Origin of the sequence: Pseudarthrobacter sp. NCCP-2145 (genome assembly GCF_023708005.1) — a bacterium.
GTDB classification, from domain to species: Bacteria; Actinomycetota; Actinomycetes; order Actinomycetales; family Micrococcaceae; genus Arthrobacter; species Arthrobacter oxydans.
Genome location: NZ_BRCG01000014.1, coordinates 12401 through 32099, shown reverse-complemented (window position 1 = coordinate 32099; position 19699 = coordinate 12401). Strand labels below are relative to the sequence as shown.

The 19699-nt window shown below is 66.3% G+C and carries 20 protein-coding genes; 8 read left to right on the top strand and 12 right to left on the bottom strand.

Annotation, left to right across the window (positions count from 1 at the left end; translation table 11 throughout):
- Nucleotide 1 precedes the first annotated feature (1 nt).
- From NFU08_RS13185 to NFU08_RS13165, 5 genes are all read right to left on the bottom strand, one after another.
- Nucleotides 2–1147 (bottom strand): GTP-binding protein, encoded by a 1146-nt coding sequence (locus tag NFU08_RS13185; protein WP_251423985.1) that lies wholly within the window; start codon nucleotides 1145–1147, stop codon nucleotides 2–4.
- Nucleotides 1148–1209: 62 nt separating this feature from the next.
- Nucleotides 1210–1749 carry a low molecular weight protein-tyrosine-phosphatase gene (locus NFU08_RS13180; RefSeq protein ID WP_251423982.1) on the bottom strand — a complete coding sequence of 180 codons (540 nt, stop codon included), beginning with the start codon at nucleotides 1747–1749 and terminating at the stop codon, nucleotides 1210–1212.
- A gap of 113 nt (nucleotides 1750–1862) precedes the next feature.
- A complete protein-coding gene (locus tag NFU08_RS13175) occupies nucleotides 1863–2486 on the bottom strand; it encodes a LysE family transporter (protein ID WP_174176196.1) in 624 nt (207 codons plus the stop codon).
- A gap of 103 nt (nucleotides 2487–2589) precedes the next feature.
- Nucleotides 2590–3408, bottom strand: a complete 819-nt coding sequence (locus tag NFU08_RS13170) for a methyltransferase domain-containing protein (RefSeq protein ID WP_251423980.1) — start codon at nucleotides 3406–3408, stop codon at nucleotides 2590–2592.
- A gap of 70 nt (nucleotides 3409–3478) precedes the next feature.
- A complete protein-coding gene (locus tag NFU08_RS13165) occupies nucleotides 3479–4012 on the bottom strand; it encodes a MarR family winged helix-turn-helix transcriptional regulator (protein ID WP_251423977.1) in 534 nt (177 codons plus the stop codon).
- Between the two features lie 197 nt (nucleotides 4013–4209).
- Here NFU08_RS13165 and NFU08_RS13160 point away from each other — a divergent pair, with 197 nt between their 5' ends.
- The 7 genes from NFU08_RS13160 to NFU08_RS13130 all read left to right on the top strand — a co-directional run bounded on the left by NFU08_RS13160 (nucleotide 4210) and on the right by NFU08_RS13130 (nucleotide 11659).
- Nucleotides 4210–6402 (top strand): efflux RND transporter permease subunit, encoded by a 2193-nt coding sequence (locus tag NFU08_RS13160; RefSeq protein WP_251423974.1) that lies wholly within the window; start codon nucleotides 4210–4212, stop codon nucleotides 6400–6402.
- A 48-nt stretch (nucleotides 6403–6450) separates the two neighbouring features.
- Nucleotides 6451–6747 (top strand): hypothetical protein, encoded by a 297-nt coding sequence (locus tag NFU08_RS13155; protein WP_251423971.1) that lies wholly within the window; start codon nucleotides 6451–6453, stop codon nucleotides 6745–6747.
- Nucleotides 6748–7016: 269 nt separating this feature from the next.
- Nucleotides 7017–8894: a molecular chaperone DnaK gene (dnaK, locus tag NFU08_RS13150; protein WP_251423968.1), complete on the top strand. Its 1878-nt coding sequence runs from the start codon at nucleotides 7017–7019 to the stop codon at nucleotides 8892–8894.
- Between the two features lie 2 nt (nucleotides 8895–8896).
- Nucleotides 8897–9598 carry a nucleotide exchange factor GrpE gene (locus NFU08_RS13145; RefSeq protein WP_251423964.1) on the top strand — a complete coding sequence of 234 codons (702 nt, stop codon included), beginning with the start codon at nucleotides 8897–8899 and terminating at the stop codon, nucleotides 9596–9598.
- Between the two features lie 78 nt (nucleotides 9599–9676).
- Nucleotides 9677–10648 (top strand): DnaJ C-terminal domain-containing protein, encoded by a 972-nt coding sequence (locus NFU08_RS13140; protein ID WP_174176209.1) that lies wholly within the window; start codon nucleotides 9677–9679, stop codon nucleotides 10646–10648.
- Nucleotides 10649–10663: 15 nt separating this feature from the next.
- Complete coding sequence (locus NFU08_RS13135) at nucleotides 10664–11089, top strand: heat shock protein transcriptional repressor HspR (protein WP_066279799.1); 426 nt, start codon at nucleotides 10664–10666, stop codon at nucleotides 11087–11089.
- Nucleotides 11090–11272: 183 nt separating this feature from the next.
- The gene (locus NFU08_RS13130) at nucleotides 11273–11659 is read left to right on the top strand and encodes a hypothetical protein (RefSeq protein ID WP_174176355.1); all 387 of its coding nucleotides are present in this window, start codon (nucleotides 11273–11275) and stop codon (nucleotides 11657–11659) included.
- Between the two features lie 52 nt (nucleotides 11660–11711).
- On the opposite strand, the gene NFU08_RS13125 is transcribed toward NFU08_RS13130, so the two are convergent.
- The 5 genes from NFU08_RS13125 to arsB all read right to left on the bottom strand — a co-directional run bounded on the left by NFU08_RS13125 (nucleotide 11712) and on the right by arsB (nucleotide 16361).
- A complete protein-coding gene (locus NFU08_RS13125; RefSeq protein ID WP_251423961.1) occupies nucleotides 11712–12152 on the bottom strand; it encodes a low molecular weight phosphatase family protein in 441 nt (146 codons plus the stop codon).
- A gap of 31 nt (nucleotides 12153–12183) precedes the next feature.
- On the bottom strand, nucleotides 12184–13560 hold the full coding sequence (locus tag NFU08_RS13120) for an FAD-dependent oxidoreductase (RefSeq protein ID WP_251423958.1): 1377 nt from the start codon (nucleotides 13558–13560) through the stop codon (nucleotides 12184–12186).
- 220 nt (nucleotides 13561–13780) lie between these two features.
- A complete protein-coding gene (gene trxB / locus NFU08_RS13115) occupies nucleotides 13781–14785 on the bottom strand; it encodes a thioredoxin-disulfide reductase (protein WP_251423955.1) in 1005 nt (334 codons plus the stop codon).
- Between the two features lie 32 nt (nucleotides 14786–14817).
- Nucleotides 14818–15240, bottom strand: a complete 423-nt coding sequence (locus NFU08_RS13110) for an arsenate reductase ArsC (RefSeq protein WP_174176217.1) — start codon at nucleotides 15238–15240, stop codon at nucleotides 14818–14820.
- A 26-nt stretch (nucleotides 15241–15266) separates the two neighbouring features.
- Nucleotides 15267–16361 carry an ACR3 family arsenite efflux transporter gene (gene arsB, locus NFU08_RS13105; RefSeq protein ID WP_285835596.1) on the bottom strand — a complete coding sequence of 365 codons (1095 nt, stop codon included), beginning with the start codon at nucleotides 16359–16361 and terminating at the stop codon, nucleotides 15267–15269.
- Between the two features lie 99 nt (nucleotides 16362–16460).
- Between arsB and NFU08_RS13100 the strand changes: the two genes are divergently transcribed.
- Nucleotides 16461–16811 carry a helix-turn-helix transcriptional regulator gene (locus NFU08_RS13100; RefSeq protein ID WP_251423952.1) on the top strand — a complete coding sequence of 117 codons (351 nt, stop codon included), beginning with the start codon at nucleotides 16461–16463 and terminating at the stop codon, nucleotides 16809–16811.
- Between the two features lie 28 nt (nucleotides 16812–16839).
- Here the strand turns inward: NFU08_RS13100 and NFU08_RS13095 are convergent, their stop codons facing one another.
- Both NFU08_RS13095 and NFU08_RS13090 read right to left on the bottom strand, forming a co-directional pair.
- A complete protein-coding gene (locus NFU08_RS13095) occupies nucleotides 16840–18120 on the bottom strand; it encodes an MFS transporter (protein ID WP_251423949.1) in 1281 nt (426 codons plus the stop codon).
- A gap of 124 nt (nucleotides 18121–18244) precedes the next feature.
- Entirely contained in the window at nucleotides 18245–19657 is a 1413-nt protein-coding gene (locus tag NFU08_RS13090) for a rhodanese-like domain-containing protein (RefSeq protein ID WP_251423946.1), read from the bottom strand.
- Nucleotides 19658–19699: the final 42 nt, after the last annotated feature.

The window sequence follows — 19699 nt, the reverse complement described above, 5'->3', positions numbered from 1 at the left end:
CTCAGCCGGCCTGTTCAAGGCCGAAGGGGTCGTGCAGGTTCTTGCCTGATGCCAGTTCCTCGTCCGTGAGCTGGCAGGAAGTGAGGAGGTGCCCGAATTCCGCCGCGTCGAGGTCCTCGCCGGTGGCCGTGATAACCGTGCCGGCAGGTGCCGGCATTCCGTTGCCGGCCGGAACTCGCGTGGCGGGAACGTCGTCCCACGCCCCGGTATTCTCGAGCCAGATACGGGGGCCGACGCCCTGGATGGCAATGCGGCATTCCGGCGCCGAGGCAATCCAGAGGTGGCCGCGCACCACGCAGCAGCCTTCTGCCAGGGTTGCCAGGGCCTGCCGGAAACGTCCGGGGTGCAGAGGCCGTTCGACGCGCTGGACAACCGTCGTGAACGGCGAAGCATCCCGGGTTCCTGCGCCCCCGGTCCGTTCTGCGTCCGTCCCAGGCACCGTTCCGGAGGGCACTGTATCGGAGGGCGCTGTTCCGGGGGCAGTCCGGGCCAGTGAGCCCAGGTAGTGGTGACGTCCCGGGCGGACCTCACCTGCGCTGGCCGCCAGGTCCGCGTGGGGCGCAAGCTGTCGGACCAGGTGCAGGCCCCGCTCCCGGCCCTCCGGGTCCGGTGGCACGATCTCCGGTTCGGTCACCAGGACGGTGTCCGCAAAGGCCAGTTCGCCGATGAGGCATTCGCCGGGCGTCCGCTCATCCTCCACCATCGGCGTGAAGCCGGATTCGTACAGGGTATGGGCGTCCCAGATGTGGTCCTCCAGGGCATCCGGAGCCAGCGCGAGGATCACAGAAGAGACGGTGGCACGGTCCGCGAGGTTTTCGTTGAGCGCAGTGATGGCGGCGTGCGCAGGGGTGGCCGGTGCCAGCCCGATGATGATGGGACCAGGGGTTCCCTTGCCCGGGCTGTCCTGGATGCGGCGTTCAATGCCGGGCACCAGGTCCAGACGGACGGCGCAGCTCAGGCATCCGTGCTCCAGGAAGGACTCCCCGCGTTCAATCTCGCCGGCCCCGGTAAAAGTCCGCCGGACCACCGTCCCGTTTTCCAGCAGGTCGTGAAGGACCACGATGCTTCCGGGGCGGGCAGCCGCCAGGTCCTCGCAGGCCTGCTGGCGGCAAAGGGCATCCAGGGAAGTGACAACGATGAGCTCCATGCGCCCAGACTAGTTGAGAATCATTCTCAATTACAAACCAAGGTCGTGTGCCGGACTTTGGGTCAGCGGTCCTGCCGCTGCAGTTCCGCCCTGCCCAGGACTGTGGACTTGATGTGGTCCACGATTCCGGGGAGTGCTGCATGGATCTGGTGCCAGACGGCGTCGAAGTCCGCGTGTCCGCCGTACCAGGGGTCCTCGATGCCCTGGTCCAGGAGGTCCAGGCCGGCCATGGCGGGATCGAAGCTGCGGAGCATGCGGATCTTTTCCAGTGACTCCTGGTCCGGAGCGGCTTGGCTGAGCCAGGCGTAGTGGTCGATATCCAGCGCAAGGATCAGGTCCCTGGACTGGAACCAGTCCAGCTCCCATTCGCGGGCGATGTGTTGCTCTGATCCAAGCTGGGTGGCCGCGAGCCTGCGGGCGGCCCGGGGGTCAATGGGGCGTCCGGCCTCATAGCCCGTGGTTCCTGCCGAGTCCACCCTTACTAAACCGTCCAGCCCCTCGCGTTCAAGGGCCGCGGCGAGCATGAGCTCAGCCATTGGGGACCGGCAGATGTTGCCGGTGCAGACGGCGATGACGCGGTATGGGCTCGACGCTGAGTTCATGAAACTAAGCATGCGCGCTATCGGCCGGATTGGCCAGAGATCACATTCATATTGCGTGACGGATTTGTAAATAGGTTTTCTAATTCCGTCACGGTAGGTACTTGAACGGGGCCCTAGTGCATTACGGCCAGGAGGATGCCGACGCCGACAAAGAGCACCCCAAAGACCTTGCTGAGGACCATTTGTCCACGCGCCGAATGCGTAAACCGCTGGAAGGACCGGGCGGCTGCCGCGAAGAAGAACCACATCACCAGGATGTCGATGCCGATAATCGTGGCCGTCAGCACGGCGTACTGGGCGAGGAGCGGCTGTTCAGGCCTGATGAACTGGGGCATGAACGCCAGGAAGAAAATGATGGCCTTGGGGTTGAGCAGGTTTACCCACAACCCCCGGCGGAAGATGGACCAGGCAGGTTCGTTCCGGAGGGCGGCGGATTGCTGCTCTTCGACATTCGGCTTGCTCAGGAACTGCCTGATGCCCAGGTATACCAGGTAGGCGGCGCCGGCAAAGCGGATGACGTTGAAGGCGACGGGAGAGCTTGCCACCAGGACGCCCACGCCGAGCGCCACGATCACCACGTGGATCACCAGTGCTGCCTGTTGTCCCAGGATGCCCCAGATGGACCGGCGGAACCCGGCATTCAGGGAATTGCTCATGGTGTTGATGGCTCCGGCGCCGGGCGTGAAGCTGATCAGTGTTCCGGCGCCCACCAGGGCGAGCCACAGGGAGAATTGCACCATCCAAGTTTAGTGGCCGTTGACGCCGCCTCATGACCTGTTTGCCCTGCTTGCGGGCCATAACTGCCGTGCTGCGAGTGCGGCCGCCTGGACAAGTACCGGCTCAAGCCCGGGCGATGACCTCACCGTTAGGGATCAGGAACCAGCCGTCGTCGGTGGAACCCCAGCGGTGCCACCCGGCCGAGATCCGGGCCAGGTCAGCGGGATTGGCGAAGCCGTATTCCAGCGCCTGCTCCGCGAAGGCGGAATGAAGCACGCGTTCCCCCCACACGCGCGCCTGCCACCGCCGCTGCTGGCTTGTGGCATAAAGCCAGTTGCTGCTGGAGGGTGCCACGTCGCTAAAGCCGGCCGCCTGCGCCCAGCTGACCAGCCGGCGGCCGGCGTCGGGTTCCGCCCCGTTGCGCCGCGCGATGCGCTGGTAGAGCTCCATCCACTCGTCCAGTTCCGGAATGGCGGGGTACCAGCTCATGCCGTGGAAATCGGCGTCGCGCACGGCAACGATGCCGCCGGGCTTGGCGACCCGCCGCATCTCACGCAGCGCCTCCACCGGGTCCGTAAGGTGCTGGAGCACCTGGTGGGCGTGGACGACGTCGAACGTCTCATCATCAAAGTCCAGGTCGTAGATATTGCCGGCCACGAACTCCACGTTGGAAACTTCTCGTTCCATGGCGAGCGCCTTTGCCTGGGCGATGATGTCCGGTGACCGGTCCAGGCCCGTGACCTTGCCCGGCGCCACCAGGACGGCGAAGTCGCAGGTAATGGTGCCCGGGCCGCAGCCGACGTCGAGCACGCTGGCTCCGGGTGTGAGGTGCGGCAGGACGAACGCTGCCGAATTCTCGGCGGTCCGGGCGGCATGGGCGCGGACCACGGATTCGTGGTGGCCGTGCGTGTAAACGTCGTCTTCAGGCTGCTGCGCACTCATAACCAAACGCTACCCCCAACCAGGTAGCAGCACGTGTCCTTTTGACCCTCAAAACGACATGTGCTGCTACCTAGTTGGGTGGGGCGGGGGTGTCCGGCCGGCCGGCGGAAGACTCTTCGCGCGCAGCAATCGTGGCCTCCACCATGGCGGTCATGAACCGGGTGACAGTCTCCAGCTCGTCAGCCGAGAACCCGGCCATGGCGCTGCCCATCTGGCGGGCCAGCGGAGCGAAGATGGCGCCGCCCTCCTGGAAGGCCTTAGGGGTCATCCTGAGCTGGACCTGACGGCGGTCCGAACTGTGCCGCTCACGTGTCACGTGTCCGGAATGGTCCAGCCGGTCAATGAGGGCGGTGGTGGCGGGGGAGCTGAGGTGCAGCTCCTTGCGCAGGAGCCCCGGCGTGACCACATTCCCCTTGGCGGTGTGGCGCATGATGACGGCCAGCGCGTTGAGGTCTGTCCGGTGCATGTCCTTGCGGCCGCCTGCTGTATCCACGTAGCGGTTGGCTTCGAGCGTGAATTCCTGCAGGAGGCGGACCAGGGGGTGGGGCCCGCCCGCAGTCCCGGGAGGGCCGCCCTGCGGTGCCGGGCCGGTGCCTTCTGCCATGTCCACCTCCCGGTTGTCTCTTTGCCTGGCTGGTCGCAGTGCAACCGCGCGTTGCGTACTGACGGATATTACTTCAGCGGCTGGGGCCCCTGGCTATCGGTGGAATCAATAAAAAGCTAGCCAGCCGCTTATCTCTATGATGGAGATACTCTAGTATGGAACCAACTCTACTCCCCGCCCGTCGTCCGGAAGGCATCATGAAACACAAATCCGCAGGAACGGAACGCGTCCCGTTCTGGCTGCGCTGGCTGCTCCCCGTCATCCTGGTCCTGACGTGGCTGGCGCTCGCCGGCGTCGGGGGTCCCACTTTTGGCCGTCTCGAAGAGGTTTCATCCAACGACCAGGCTTCCTTCCTGCCCGCCAGCGCCGAGGCCACGGCCGCCCAGGACTGGCAGGCGAAGTTCCGGGACTCTGACGAAGTGCCCGGCGTAATCGTGATCGAGAGCGATGAGGCCTTCACCCCGGCCCAGCTCGGGGAAGTGGCAGGCCTCAAGGCGGAGCTGGAAGGGCTGCAGCTTGGCAGCGCAGTGGTGGGCCCGATTCCTTCCGAGGATGGCAAGGCGGTCCAGTTCATCGCGCCGATCGATTCGTCCGTGGAAGTCAAGGAGGCCGTCCAGGAGCTGCGGGACACCGTGGCAGAGTCTGCGCCGGAAGGAATGCAGACCTTTGTGACCGGCCCGGCCGGACTCGCGGCGGACCTCACAGCGGCCTTCGCCGGAATTGACGGAATCCTCCTCCTGGTGGCCCTGGCCGCGGTGTTCGTGATCCTCCTGATCGTTTACCGCTCACTGCTGTTGCCCATCATGGTGCTCCTGACCTCCGTCTTTGCGTTGTGCGCGGCCATCCTGCTGGTCTTCGGCATGGCCAAGGCCGGGTGGATCCAGCTGAACGGCCAAAGCCAGGGCATCCTGTCCATCCTGGTCATCGGCGCGGCAACGGACTACGCACTGCTCTACGTGGCACGGTTCCGCGAGGCCCTGACCCACACCGCCAACCGCACCGCAGCCGTCATCACCGCCTGGAAGGCATCCTTCGAGCCGATCCTGGCCTCCGGCGCCACCGTGATCATCGCCCTGCTGTGCCTGCTCTTCTCCGACCTGAACTCCAACAAGGCCCTTGGCCCCGTGGCTGCTGCCGGCATTCTTTGCTCCCTGTTCGCAGCCCTCACGCTGCTGCCGGCGCTGATGGCGCTCCTGGGCCGGGCGGCATTCTGGCCGTTCCGCCCCAAGCTGGTCCCGGCGGAAGACCGCGAACCCGAACTGGTGACGGGGCTGGAGGGCCAGAAGGGACTGTGGCGGGCCACCGGATCCCTGGTCTCCCGGCGCCCGCGTACGGTGTGGATCGCCTCCGTCCTGCTGTTGCTGGTAGCCTCGGCCGGCGTCCTGCAGCTCAAAGCCAACGGCGTCCCGCAGACAGACGTCATCCTCACCGCCTCCAACGCCGTGGACGGCCAGGACGCCCTGGCGCGCCACTTCGACGCCGGCAGCGGCAGCCCCGCCGTCGTGGTTGCGGACCAGGGCAAGGCGCAGGAGGTGCTTGACACGGTGAAGGCGGCCGACGGCGTAGGGGACGCCTACCTGCTGGCCCAGGGCAGCGTGCCCATCACCGGGGCTCCCGGCGCTCCCAGCGCTCCCGACGTCCGCGACGGCAAGGTGCTTATCAACGCCACCCTGAATTCCGCAGCGGACTCCCTGGAGGCCGAGGAAGCGGTGAAGGCCCTGCGCGAGGACGTGAAGGCCGTGGACCCGGACGCCCTGGTGGGCGGCGTGACCGCGACGGCGCTGGATACGAACACCACCGCCCAGCGTGACCTGGTGATCATTATCCCCGTGGTCCTGGTGGTCATCCTCTTCATCCTGATGCTGCTGCTTCGCTCCGTCCTGGCGCCGGTGCTGCTGGTGCTCTCGGTGGTGCTCTCCTACGCGGCAGCAATGGGTGTTTCGGCCGTTGTGTTCAACAACATCCTCGGTTTCCCGGGCGCTGATGCCACTGTTCCGCTGTTCGGTTTCGTGTTCCTGGTGGCACTCGGTGTGGATTACAACATCTTCCTCATGAGCCGGGTCCGTGAGGAATCGCTGAAGCACGGCACCCGTCCGGGCATTCTTCGCGGCCTGGGCGTCACCGGCGGGGTGATTACGTCCGCCGGCGTGGTCCTGGCTGCCACCTTCGCCGCCCTGGGCGTCATCCCCATCATGTTCCTGGTGCAGCTGGCGTTCATTGTGGCCTTCGGTGTGCTGCTGGACACCGTGCTGGTGAGGTCCCTGCTGGTGCCCGCCCTGGCGTACGACATCGGCCCCGGCATCTGGTGGCCCAGCAAGCTGGGGCGGCAGGAGGTTGAGGAACGCCCGGACCGGGATGAGGCCCTGTTGGCCAAAACGCCTGCTGGATAGACTGCACATGCGCCCGCATGGACGCGGAACTCAAAGGAGAGATGCACCATGACCGAGAACCAGGAATCCCCGGCCGAGCAGCCCCGCAAGGGAAGCACCGCCCCCGGGCTGGAAGGCGAGGGCGGGCAGTACGTGGACGGTGACTACGGTGATGCCGGGACTGTGGGAGAGCCCGCCGGGAACCTTGAGGACGGCGAGTACCCGGACGGGGACTACGGCGACGCCGGGACGTCCGGTACAGCCCGGGAAGCCGATGCAGTCCGGGACGGGGTCACGGACGGCCAGGTGAACACCACCTCGGAGGAAGGCGGTCCCCTGCACGGCGGCCGGGACAGCGACAGGTAGCGAGGCCGCGAAAGCAGCTCCGCAACACGCAGCAGCACGGCGGCGGGTTCTCCAACAGCGAAAACGGAGATCCGCCGTCGTCCGCGTTTAAGCGGCGTTAGCCGCGTGATTGCTGGCAGCCTGGCGGATCCCTGAAGCTGCAGGCAGGCAAAGTTGAGCGCACATCACTCAACTTCGTATTGACATCAATCGTGTGCTGAGTAAAGTTGAGTGCAGAACGCTCAATACGAGGGCGCCAACCAGTTGCCAAGGAAAGAAGGAAGCAACACATGTCACGTGCAGTAGGTATTGACCTCGGAACCACCAACTCCGTCGTCTCCGTTCTCGAAGGTGGCGAGCCCACCGTTATTGCCAACGCCGAGGGTGGCCGCACCACGCCGTCCGTCGTTGCATTCTCCAAGTCCGGCGAAGTCCTGGTGGGCGAAATCGCCAAGCGCCAGGCCGTCAACAACATCGAGCGCACCATCGCCTCGGTCAAGCGCCACATGGGCACGGACTGGACCGTCAACATTGACGAGAAGAAGTACACCCCGCAGGAAATCTCCGCGCGTATCCTCATGAAGCTGAAGAACGACGCCGAGTCCTACCTGGGTGAAAAGGTCACCGACGCTGTGATCACCGTTCCGGCGTACTTCAACGACGCCGAGCGCCAGGCAACCAAGGAAGCCGGCGAGATTGCAGGCCTGAACGTCCTGCGCATCGTCAACGAGCCCACTGCCGCAGCCCTGGCCTACGGCCTGGACAAGGGCAAGGAAGACGAACTCATCCTGGTCTTCGACCTCGGCGGCGGAACCTTCGACGTCTCGCTGCTGGAAGTCGGCAAGGACGAAGACAACTTCTCCACCATCCAGGTCCGCGCCACCGCCGGTGACAACCGCCTGGGCGGCGACGACTGGGACCAGCGCGTCGTCGACTACCTGCTCAACCAACTCAAGGTCAAGGGCATGGACCTGTCCAAGGACAAGATCGCCCTCCAGCGCCTCCGCGAAGCCGCTGAGCAGGCCAAGAAGGAACTCTCCTCCTCCACCAGCACCAACGTTTCCCTCCAGTACCTGTCCGTCACCCCCGACGGCCCGGTCCACCTGGACGAGCAGCTGACCCGCGCCAAGTTCCAGGACCTCACCAAGGACCTGCTGGAGCGCACCAAGAAGCCGTTCCACGACGTCATCAAGGAAGCCGGCATCAAGCTCTCCGACATCGACCACATCGTGCTGGTGGGCGGTTCCACCCGTATGCCCGCCGTGTACGACCTGGTCAAGGAACTCGCCGGCGGCAAGGAACCGAACAAGGGCGTGAACCCGGACGAGGTTGTGGCTGTTGGCGCAGCACTGCAGGCCGGTGTCCTGAAGGGTGAGCGCAAGGACGTCCTGCTGATCGACGTCACCCCGCTGTCCCTCGGCATCGAAACCAAGGGCGGTGTGATGACGCACCTGATCGAGCGCAACACGGCCATCCCCACCAAGCGGTCCGAGACCTTCACCACGGCCGACGACAACCAGCCGTCCGTGGCAATCCAGGTCTTCCAGGGCGAGCGCGAGTTCACCCGCGACAACAAACCGCTGGGCACGTTCGAGCTGACCGGTATTGCGCCGGCTCCGCGCGGCATTCCGCAGATCGAGGTCACCTTCGACATCGACGCCAACGGCATTGTCCACGTGTCCGCCAAGGACAAGGGCACGGGCAAGGAACAGTCCATGACCATCACCGGCGGTTCCAGCCTCTCCAAGGAAGACATCGACCGCATGGTCCGGGACGCCGAGGAGCACGCAGCCGAGGACAAGGCCCGCCGCGAGGCAACCGACACCCGCAACACGGCCGAGCAGCTGGCCTACTCCGTGGACAAGCTGATTGCGGACAACGCCGACAAGCTGCCTGAAGAGGTCAAGACCGAGGTCCAGGCCGACGTCGACAACCTCAAGAAGGCACTCGAGGGAACCGACGACGCCGCCGTGAAGTCCGCCTTCGAGAAGCTGCAGGCTTCCCAGGGCAAGCTGGGCGAAGCCATCTACGCCCAGGCCGGGTCACCGGACGGTGCCACCGGCGCTGCAGGTGCTGAAGGCGCTGCGGGATCAGCTCCGGGTGACAAAGCTGGCGACGAGGACATCGTTGACGCCGAGATCATCGACGAAGACGAAGCGAAGAAGTAGCCATGCCCCATCACGGTAACGAGGAAGAGCACACTTCCACCGGCCACGATCGCGCAGGCCAGCAGGGCGACAGCCATGAACCGGTCATCCGGGACAACCGCAAGGTCGACCCGGTGACCGGTCAGGCCCGGCACCCTGAAGGGGGCACCAGCTCCCACGGTGCAGGTCCGGCTTCCGGCACGGATTCCGACGGCGACGCCCTGGCCCAGGCTGAGGAGATCCTCAATGGCGTCGAGGTGCCGGCGGAAGAATCCGTCGCGCAGGGTGCTGCTGGAACGGGTTCGGCCAACGCTGAGGCGGCCGAGCTGCGGAACGACCTCCTCCGGCTGCAGGCCGAGTACGTCAACTACCGCAAGCGCGTTGAACGCGACCGCGCCGTGGCAGGGGAAATGGCCGTCATCGGCGTCCTGAACTCCCTGCTTCCGGTCCTGGACGACGTCGACGCAGCCCGCCAGCACGGCGACCTGGCCGACGGACCGTTTGCCGCGATCGCCGCCAAGCTGGAGAACGCGCTGAAGACGTACGGCCTGGTCCGCATCGACGAGACCGGTGTGGAGTTCGATCCCACGATCCACGAGGCCCTGATCCAGCAGCCCGGCGAGGACATCGAGGTTGACACCGTCAGCCAGGTGCTCCGTTCCGGCTACAAGTCAGGAGAACGCGTCCTCCGCGCAGCCCAGGTCATCGTCGCGGTACCTGCGTAGCATTACCTTCGGTGGTTGAGCCGGCCGATTTCCGGTTGGCTCAACCACCGACTCATAACTTTTTGAAAGGAAACGCCATTGGCTAGCCAGGATTGGGTGGACAAGGACTTTTACGCGATCCTTGGTATCGCCAAGGACGCTTCCGACGCCGACATCAAGAAGGCATACCGGAAGCTCGCCAGACAGCACCACCCGGACACCAACGCGGGGAATGCTGCTTCGGAGAAGAAGTTCAAGGATATCTCCGAGGCCTATTCCGTGCTCTCGGATCCCGATGAGCGCCAGCAGTATGACGCCATCCGGGCCATGGGCAGCGGCGCACGGTTCGCCCCCGGCGGCGCCGGGGCTGGCAGCGCCGGGTTCGAGGACATGTTCGGTGGCCTGTTCACGGGCAACACCGGCCGGCACGCGGGCGGGTTCAACCCCTCCGCGGGCGGCATCCCGCCGGAGTTCGCTGACCTGTTCGGCGGCGGCTTCGGCCAGACCGGATTCCAGCGCACCCCGCAGAAGGGTGCGGACCGCACAGCCTCCACAAGCATTTCCTTCGCCGGTGCCATCCGCGGCACCACCATCGGCCTGCGGGAACCCAGCGGCGAAGTGATCGACGTCCGCGTGCCCGCCGGCATCAAGGACGGCCAGAAGGTCCGCGTCCGGGGGAAGGGCCAGCCCGGTGCCGCCGGCTATGGAGACCTGGTGGTGTCCGTCGCCGTCCAGCCGCATGCGTTCTACACGCGCGACGGCGACAACCTCCGCATCCACGTCCCCGTCACCTTCCCCGAGGCTGCTTTGGGAGCGGACATCGAGGTGCCCACCATCGACGGCGAAAAGGTGCGGGTCCGTGTGCCGGCCGGTACGCCGTCGGGCCGCACCTTGCGGGTCAAAGGCAAAGGCGTGAAGACGTCCAAGGGAACCGGCGACCTGCTGGTGACCATCGACGTCGCCGTTCCCAAGAACCTGAACAAGGAAGCCGAAGCCGCGGTCAAGGCGTTTGCCGAAGCCACGGCCGGAGCCGATGTCCGTGAGGGCCTGGCCGCCAAGGCCCGGTTGTAGCAGGGGAGGTGTGCTGTGGACGTCAGTGCTGACCAGCCTATCTTCGTGATCTCGGTCGCGGCTGAACTCGCGGACATGCACCCCCAGACGCTCCGGCAGTACGACCGCCTGGGCATCGTCTCGCCCAGCCGCGCTCCAGGGAAGTCCCGCCGCTACTCGCAGCGGGACATCAACATGCTCCGTGAGGTCCAGCGGTTGTCCCAGGAGGGCGTATCGCTGGAGGGGATCAAACGGATCCTGGAGCTGGAGAACCAGGTGGCAGCCCTGCAGAGCAGGGTTTCGGAACTGACCGAGGAACTTGGCCGGCGCCGGCAGCCACTGGACGCCCGGATCTTCGCAGCGGGCGCTGCGGGCGACGTGGTGAGCCTGGCGCGTGGCCAGCGTCCGCGCCCGCGGTCGCAGGCCGTGGTGCTGTGGCGGCCGCGTGCCATCGGCAGGTAAGTACCACCCCACGGGTACGGGCGGGAATTAGAGTACCCACTACTCGTGACCACCGGAGCCCCCGGAAACTTCAATGGAACCACTGCTGGATCAGCAGCAGTGTTCCAAAGTTTCTGGGGGTTTTTCCATGTGTGGTTTCGATTCTTGCCGCCCTGCATTTGAGGGGCACCGATGAGCCCGGGGATGGAGTCGGTGGCAGCGTTCAGCGGCTCGCTTCCCGGCCAGATGCTGCTGGCCATCGGACAGACGGTGGTGGTGGTGTGTGTCTGCTTTGACATGGTGCGCGCACTGTCCGTCCCCAGGTCCCACCGGCGCTACCTGGCCAGCACGGTCTTCCGTACCCTCGCGATTCCGTCCATCATCGTCAACGGGCTGACGGTTCTCATCGCCCTGGTGCTGTGGTCCTGGATCGACGTGGTCATGGGCATGTTCGTGCTGGTGGCCATCATCTTCCGCCTGCACCACGACAAGGACGAGGACAACTGGTGGAAGGGCAAGGGCAAGAAGCTGGCCCGCTGGGCACGCCGCCAGTTCGCCGGACGGACCGCCGCCGCCCCCGCGATGGGGTAGCGCGGAAGGCTGCAGCGGCTCGGGCCCCTGTGCGGCGGGCGAAGTCCTGTTCCTAGCCGGCTGTCAGCTCTTCATAGAGCTTCCGGACGCGCGACTTGATGTCGTCGCGCACCAGGCGCATGCGCTCCATCCCCTCGATGCCGCGCTCCGAGGGCTCGTCGGTTTCCCACACTTCGAAACGCGTTCCCTCCCGTGGCTCCAGTTTCGCTTCCGTCCCCAGCACGATCACCGCGTCCACGGCGTCCAGGACGTCCCCGGTAACAGGCTTGGGGTGTTCGCCGCTGATGTCGATGCCCAGCTCGGTGAGCGACTCCACGGCCTGGGGGTTCAGGGACTTTCCCGGTTTGGTGCCGGCCGAGTACACGGTGACCCTCCCGTTGGCCACCTGGTTCATCAGGCCGGCGGCGAGCTGGGATTTGCCGCCGTTCTTGCTGCAGACAAAGAGGACGGCTGGTGTGTTGGGGGCGGGGGCCTGGTGGCTCGGGTTGGACATGGCGGTGCTCCGGAGGTCGATGTTCAGGGATCTAGTTGCCGCCGGAGCGGCCGTGGGAAAGTCCGGTGGGAAAGCCCACCAGGACGGGCTCGGGGGCTGCGCAGCAGCCGGAATCGGGCCCGGCTGCTGTTGCTGCGGCCGGGACGTCGCAGCTGGTGCCCGCGTCCGTGGAGCAGACGCCGGTTTCGGGAAGTTCCAGCTGGACGGTGTCGGCGGCCTCGTGGTCCCCGGCCAGGGCGGCCACCACCGAGCGGACCTGCTCGTACCCGGTGGCGAGGAGGAAGGTGGGTGCCCGGCCGTAGGACTTCATGCCCACGATATAGAAGTCCTTGTCCGGGTGGGCGAGGAGCCTGGCACCGTGCGGAGGGACGGTGCCGCAGGAGTGGAATTCCGGGTCGATAAGGGGGCCGAGCTCACGGGGAGCCTCAACGGCGGGATCGAGTTCCAGCCGGATTTCGCGGAGGATGTCCAGGTCGGGCCGGAAACCGGTGCAGGGGACCACGATGTCGGCATCAAGGGTCCGGCCATCTGCGGCTTCCACCGTCACATGGGAGTCGAGGGACTTCAGCGAGCTGATGCCGAAGCCGGTGTGGAGCTCGATTTTTCCTGCCTCCACCAGGCGCCGCACGCGGCCGCCGAGCTGTCCACGGGCAGGAAGGCCGTCGGCGTCGCCGCCGCCGTAGACTTTCGCCGCCGAGGCGCCGCGGACGGCCCAAAGGATCCGGGTCTCCGGCTCTTCCCTGGCGAGGTCGGCCAGGCTGGTCAGCGTGTTGGCGGCGGAGTGGCCGGCGCCCACTACCAGGACACGGCGTCCGGCAAACGCCGCCCGGTCCCGGCCTGTAACGTCCGGCAGCGGAGCGGAGATGCGTTCCGCTGCGGTGTCCTCGCCGATGGCGGGAAGGCCGGAGGTGCCCAACGGGTTGCGGCGGGACCAGGTTCCAGACGCGTCGATGACGGCGGCAACGGTGTGGTCACGTGTTTCGCCGTCCGCGTGCTCCACCCGGACGGTGAAGGGTGTGGTGTCCCGGTTGCGGGTGTGGGTCTTGTCCATCCCCGCCCGGGTCACGGCGACCACGCGGGCTCCGGTCTGCAGCCGGGATGCAATCTCCGGCAGCGCAGCCAGCGGTGCGAGGTAGTTGTCCACGAGTTCCCCGCCGTAAGGCAGTGCGGTGGGGCGGGGGGCCTCCCATCCGGCGGATTCCAGCAGGCGCACCGCGGCGGCATCGAGGTTGAACCGCCAAGGCGAGAACAGGCGGATGTGCCGCCACTGGTCAATGGCCGCTCCCGCCGTCGTGCCTGCCTCGAGGATGAGCGGCTCAAGGCCGCGCTCCAGCAGGTGGGCCGCCGCGGCCAGGCCCACAGGGCCGGCGCCGATCACGGCAACGGGAAGGTTCTTCGCTGAATCCATGCTGTCCTCTGTTTCATCCGTAGGTCTTGTGCGGTAGGCGGCCCAACTAGGTAGCAGTAAGTGTCGTTTTGAGGGCCCATAACGACACCTGCTGCTACCTAGTTGGGGGAGGGGCTGGTTTAGCAGCAGTCCTGGTCAGTGCAGGAATCGTCGTCGCAGCAGCCGGAGTCGCCGCAGCATCCTGTACCCATTCAGCTCACCCCCTCCCTTGAGAGTGCTTCTAGGCGTGGGTTGGTTCTTCCACCAGGGCGGTAGCGATGCTGTCCGCGTCCTCGAGGGCTGCGAGGTAGCGTTCCGCGTCGAGGGCTGCGGCACAGCCGGTGCCGGCGGCGGTGATGGCCTGCCGGTAACGGTGATCCACGGCATCCCCGCAGGCAAAGACGCCTGAGAGGCTGGTGACGGTGGTGGGGGAGTCCACCTTGATGTAGCCCTCCTCGTCCAGGTCCACCTGCCCGGCCACCAGTTCGGTGCGGGGCACGTGGCCGATCGCGACGAAGATGCCGGTGGCGGCCTGTTCGCGGGTTTCCCCGGTGCGGGTGTCGGTGAGCGTGACGCCGGTGACTTTGCTGTCACCGTGGATGGCGGTGATGGCCGAGTTCCACGCGAAGCTGATCTTGGGGTTGTCCTTGGCCCGCTGCGCCATGATGCGGGAGGCGCGCAGTTCACCCTTGCGGACGACGACGGTGACGGACTTGCCGAACCGGGTCAGGAACATCGCCTCCTCCATGGCCGAATCCCCGCCGCCCACCACGATGATGTCCTGCTCGCGGAAGAAGAACCCGTCGCAGGTGGCGCACCAGGACACGCCGTGGCCGCTGAGCTTCTTCTCCTCCGGCAGTCCGAGCTCCTTGTAGGCGGACCCCGTGGCGAGGATGACGGCGGGGGCCTCGTGCACGTCGCCGCCGCCGGTGACCACACGCTTGAGGTGGCCCGACAGCGCAACCTCCGTGACGTCGTCGAACACTACCTTGGCGCCGAACTTTTCCGCCTGCTGCTGCAGCCCGTCCATCAGTTCGGGGCCCTGGATACCGCCCGGGAAGCCGGGGAAGTTCTCTACTTCCGTGGTGTTCATCAGTGCCCCGCCGGCGGTGACCGAGCCGGCCAGGACCAGGGGCTCCAGCCCGGCGCGGGCGGCGTAGATGGCGGCGGTGTAGCCGGCAGGGCCGGAACCGATGATGATCAGCTGTTCTGTCTTTACGCTCTCTGCGTTCGCGGTCTCGCTCACGGGAATCTCCTGGGGGTCGGAATCTTGGGGGTCTACTTGGCGGCTGGGGTCAGGGACGCGATCAGGTCCTCGATCCGGCCCCTGATCTCGTCGCGGATGGGGCGGACCGACTCCACGCCCTTGCCGGCCGGGTCCTCCAGGACCCAGTCCTCGTAGCGCTTGCCGGGGAAATACGGGCATTCATCGCCGCAGCCCATGGTGATGACGACGTCGGATTCCTTCACCGCCTCCGTGGTCAGGACCTTGGGGACCTCCGCGGACATGTCGATGCCCACCTCCGCCATCGCCTCGACGGCAGAAGGGTTGATCTTGTCCGCAGGCTGGGAGCCTGCGGAGCGCACCTCGATGGCGCCCTTGGAGAGGCTGGTGAGGAAGGCGGCGGCCATCTGGGAGCGGCCGGCGTTGTGGACGCAGACGAACAGGACGGAGGGCTTCTTGGCGGTTTCGGTGGTCATGGTGTTCTCCCGGGGTGTGGCGGTGGTCAGAAGGAAGCGGTGGCGGGGGTGAAGAAACGCTTTCGCGCCCACAGTGCGGCGTATACAAGTGCAACAAGCGTCGGCACTTCAATCAAGGGGCCGACGACGCCGGCCAGGGCTTGCCCGGACGTCACGCCGAAGGTGCCAATCGCCACAGCGATGGCCAGCTCGAAGTTGTTGCCCGCGGCAGTGAAGGCGAGCGTGGTGGTTTTGGCGTAGCCGAGGTCCAGCCATTTGCCGATCACCATGCCGGCGCCGAACACCACCACGAAGTAGACCAGCAGCGGAAGTGCGATCCGGGCGACGTCCAGCGGGCGGGCCGCGATGGTTTCGCCCTGCAGGGCGAAGAGGAGGGTGATGGTGAACAGCAGTCCGTAAAGCGCCCACGGGCCGAGCCTGGGAAGGAACGTGCCCTCGTACCAGTCGCGGCCCTTGGCTTTTTCGCCGAGGGTGCGAGTGAGGAACCCGGCGAGCAGCGGGATGCCCAGGAAGATCAGCGCCGAGAGGGTGATGGCCCAGAAGGAGAAGTCCGCGCTGGTGGTGGGCAGGCCAAGCCAGGACGGCAGGAGCTGCAGGTAGAACCAGCCCAGTGCACCGAAGGCCACCACCTGGAAAACGGAGTTGATGGCCACCAGGACCGCGGCGGATTCCCTGTCCCCGCAGGCGAGGTCGTTCCAGATCATCACCATGGCGATGCAGCGGGCAAGGCCCACGATGATCAGGCCGGTCCGGTACTCGGGGAGGTCCGCGAGGAAGAGCCAGGCCAAGACGAACATAAACGCCGGGGCCAACAGCCAGTTGATCACCAGGGACGAGATCATGAGCTTCCTGTCGCCGATCACGCGGCGGGTCTGGTCGTAGCGGACCTTCGCCAGGACCGGGTACATCATGACCAGCAGGCCGACGGCGATGGGCAGTGACACTTCGCCCACCTTGACGGCTTCCAGGGCTGTGTTGAGGCCGGGGACCAGGTTTCCGAGCAGGAGGCCCAAGGCCATTGCGGCAATGATCCATACAGGGAGGAAGCGGTCAAGGGTGGAGAGTTTGCCGACGACGGCCTCGTCCCCTCGGGTGGGCGGTGTCTCGGTCCGGGTGCTCACGGGTCTCCTGCGCTGCTCTGTAATAGATTGATGAAAGTCGATATAGGAAGTATTGCCATCTATATCGATGAATGTCAATCTATGTGCATAATGGGTGTCATGAACCTCCTCCATACTGCTGGTACCGCCGTCGACGCTTCCTGCTGCGTTCCCTCGGACAAGCCGGTGCTGGGCATCGAAGAGGCCCAGCGCAAAGCCCTGGTCTTCAAAGCCCTGGCCGATCCCAACCGCCTGCGCCTGCTGTCCATCGTCAAGGCGGAGGACTCGGGGGAGTCCTGCGTCTGCGATCTGACGGAGCCGCTGGACCTTGGGCAGCCCACCGTTTCCCACCACCTGAAGATCCTGGTGGAGGCCGGCATTTTGCACCGGGAAAAGCGCGGCACCTGGGCTTACTACTCGCTGGTGCCCGGCGTGATGGACGACATCGCCGGAATCCTTGCCGCGCTGTGACGGCGCCTGCGGATGAACTGCACTGAACTCAGTGGCGCCGGTGGTGGTCGGTCCGGCGCATCCGAACGGCCACCAGGAGGCCGGATGCTGCGGTGATGGCAGCAACCGCAAGCACAGCCGCCGGGATGCCGTAAGCGTCAGCCAGTACCCCGGAAAGCAGGGCCCCCACAGCGAAGCCGCCGTCCCGCCATAGCCGGTAGATCCCCACGGAACGTGCCCGCCAGAGCGGATGGGCTACGTCGCCGATCGCCGCGAGGAGCGTGGGATAAACCATGGCCGTGCCGGCGCCGAGCAGGACCAGCGCGGCGAGCCAGGTTCCGGAATCCTGTCCGACGGCGACCATGGCCAGTGCCGCGGCCTGGACCAGCATGCCTCCGGCGATGAGCGGTTTGCGGCCGATGCGGTCCGAGAGGGGGCCCGTGACCATTTGCCCCGCACCCCACACGGCCGGGTAGGCCGCGGCAAGGATGCCGATGCGTTCAATGCCCAGCCCCGCCGCGGCGAAGAGGACAGGAAACAGTCCCCAGGCCAGGCCGTCGTTGAGGTTGTTCACCAGGCCGGCCTGGCTGATGGAGGACAAGGACCTGTCCCGGAAGCTGGTGAGTGTAAAGACCTCCCGGGTGCGCAGGCCGGCCCCTGCTCCCGCATGGACGGAGACATGGCCAGCGGCCTCGGCCTTGGCGTGGTGGTGTGTCTCGCGCACGGTCAGCACGGACAGCCCCAGGCCGATGGCGATGAAGGCTGCGCCGAGCAGGAACGGCCACGGGCGCAGGCCGAAGCTTGAGGCGATGTAGCCGGTGGCCAGTGCCGTGCCGGCAACGCCGAGGTAGCCGGCGGCTTCGTTCAGTCCCATGGCCAGTCCCCGGCGTTCGGGGCCCACGAGGTCCATCTTCATCATCACGGTGGTGGACCAGGTGAGGCCCTGACTGATGCCCAGCACCACGTTGGCAGCGACGATCAGGCCCCAGGAATCACCGAAGATCAGCAGGAACGGGACCGGGAGGGCGACGAGCCAGCCCGCCACAAGCACCGGTTTCCGGCCGTAGCGGTCCGAGAGTGTTCCGGCGAAGTAGTTGGTGGCGGCTTTGGCCACACCGAACGCAACGATGTACGTCAGGGCGGCCGTGTACTGGCCCAGGCCAAAGACCTGGTCCGCAAGCAGCGGCAGCACGGTGCGCTCCTGGCCCAGCGTGCCGCCCACCAGGGCGTTGACTGCCACCAGGAGCATGAACTGGGCCAGGTTTTGCCGAAGCCCCAGCACGGTACCGGCTGGTCCCCGGCCACGGCGCGGGAGTGTGCTGCCGTGCATACGGAGTGCTCCGTTCGTCGTGGGGACAGAATTCGGGGGGATATAAGGTTGCCCGGGTGCGCGCGGGGGCGCGCACCCGGACTGCCCGGGCCGGAGGGGGGACCAGCCCGGGCGGTCTGGGGGGTTACTTAGCTGAGACGGCGTTCTGTCGCGTCTGCTGCCAGGCGTTCCAGCCGGCGTAGCTGCCGTCCAGCTCGACGACGTCGTACCCGGCCCGGCGCAGGGCGCTGGCTGCTACGGAGTTCCGGACGCCGGACTGGCAGTAGGTGACGATGGTGCCGTTGGCGGGGAGTTCGTCCAGGTGCCACATAACGCGGCCGCCGCTGAGCTGGTGGGAGCCGGGGATGTGCCCGGCGGTGTGCTCGGTTTTGTTGCGGACGTCCAGGACCATGGCGGCGTCAAAGCCGTCGAGTTCCTCCGGCTGGATGAGCTTAGGGGTTGCCATGGGGAGCCCGTCGATGCTGGTGAGGTAGCCGGCCACGTTGTCGATGCCGACGCGGACCAGGTGGTCCCACATGTCCATGGCGGCTTCCTGGTCCGGTGCCAGCAGTACCAGCGGGTTCTTGTCCGTCTCGGGGCTGACTACCCAGGCGCCGTAGCTGGCTACGGATTTGCCTGCCGGCACGTTCAGGGAGCGGGCTACCGTGCCTTCGTGGACCTCGCTGTTGGAGCGGGTGTCGATGAAGGTCAGGGTGTCCTCCGCCAGGCCGGCAGCGACGATGCCGGGTGCGAGCTCGGGCAGCGGGGTGCGTTCGCCCATGATGGCCGGGCCTTCACGGTTCTCGCGCTTCATCCGGCCGAAGTAGGCGTGGGCGTCGGGCTGGCCGTCGAGGAGTTCGTTGATGAAACCGTGCTCGTCGTTGGCGGCGAGGTAGGGGCCCCACCAGGCGTAGAGGCGCTCGTAGCCCACGGTTGAGGAGGGGATGGCGCCGAGGGCTTTGCCGCAGGCGCTGCCGGCACCGTGGGCGGGGTGGACCTGGACGTAGTCGGGAAGGATGAGGAACTTGTCCCGCAGGCTGGTGAAGAGCTGCTTGGCCCCTTCGAAGCGGGTGTCGATGCCGCCGGCTGCCTCGTCTAGCAGGTCCGGCCGGCCCAGGTCGCCGGAGAAGACGAAGTCGCCCGAGAGCAGGTAGCCGGGCTGGTCGCTGAACGCGCCGTCGGTCACCAGGAAGGACAGGTGCTCGGGGGTGTGGCCCGGGGTGTGGAGGGCTTTGATGGTGATGTTGCCCAGGGTGATGGCGTCGCCGTCGTAGAGGCGTTCGCCGTCGAATTCGTACTGCCAGTCCGGTCCGCCCTCGCCGGAGACGTAGATCTTCGCGCCGGTGGCAGCGGCCAGTTCGCGGGTGCCGGAAAGGTAGTCGGCGTGGATGTGGGTTTCGGTGACGGCCACGATCTTCATGCCGTTCTTCGCGGCAAGCTCCTGGTACACGGCGATGTCGCGGCGGCCGTCCACCACTATGGCTTCACCCTTGGCCTGGCAGCCAATCAGGTAGCTGGCCTGGGCGAGGTCTTCATCGTAAATACGCTCGATAAGCATCTGGTGCTCTCCTTCGTGGAGTAGGTGTTTCGGGGAGGTCTT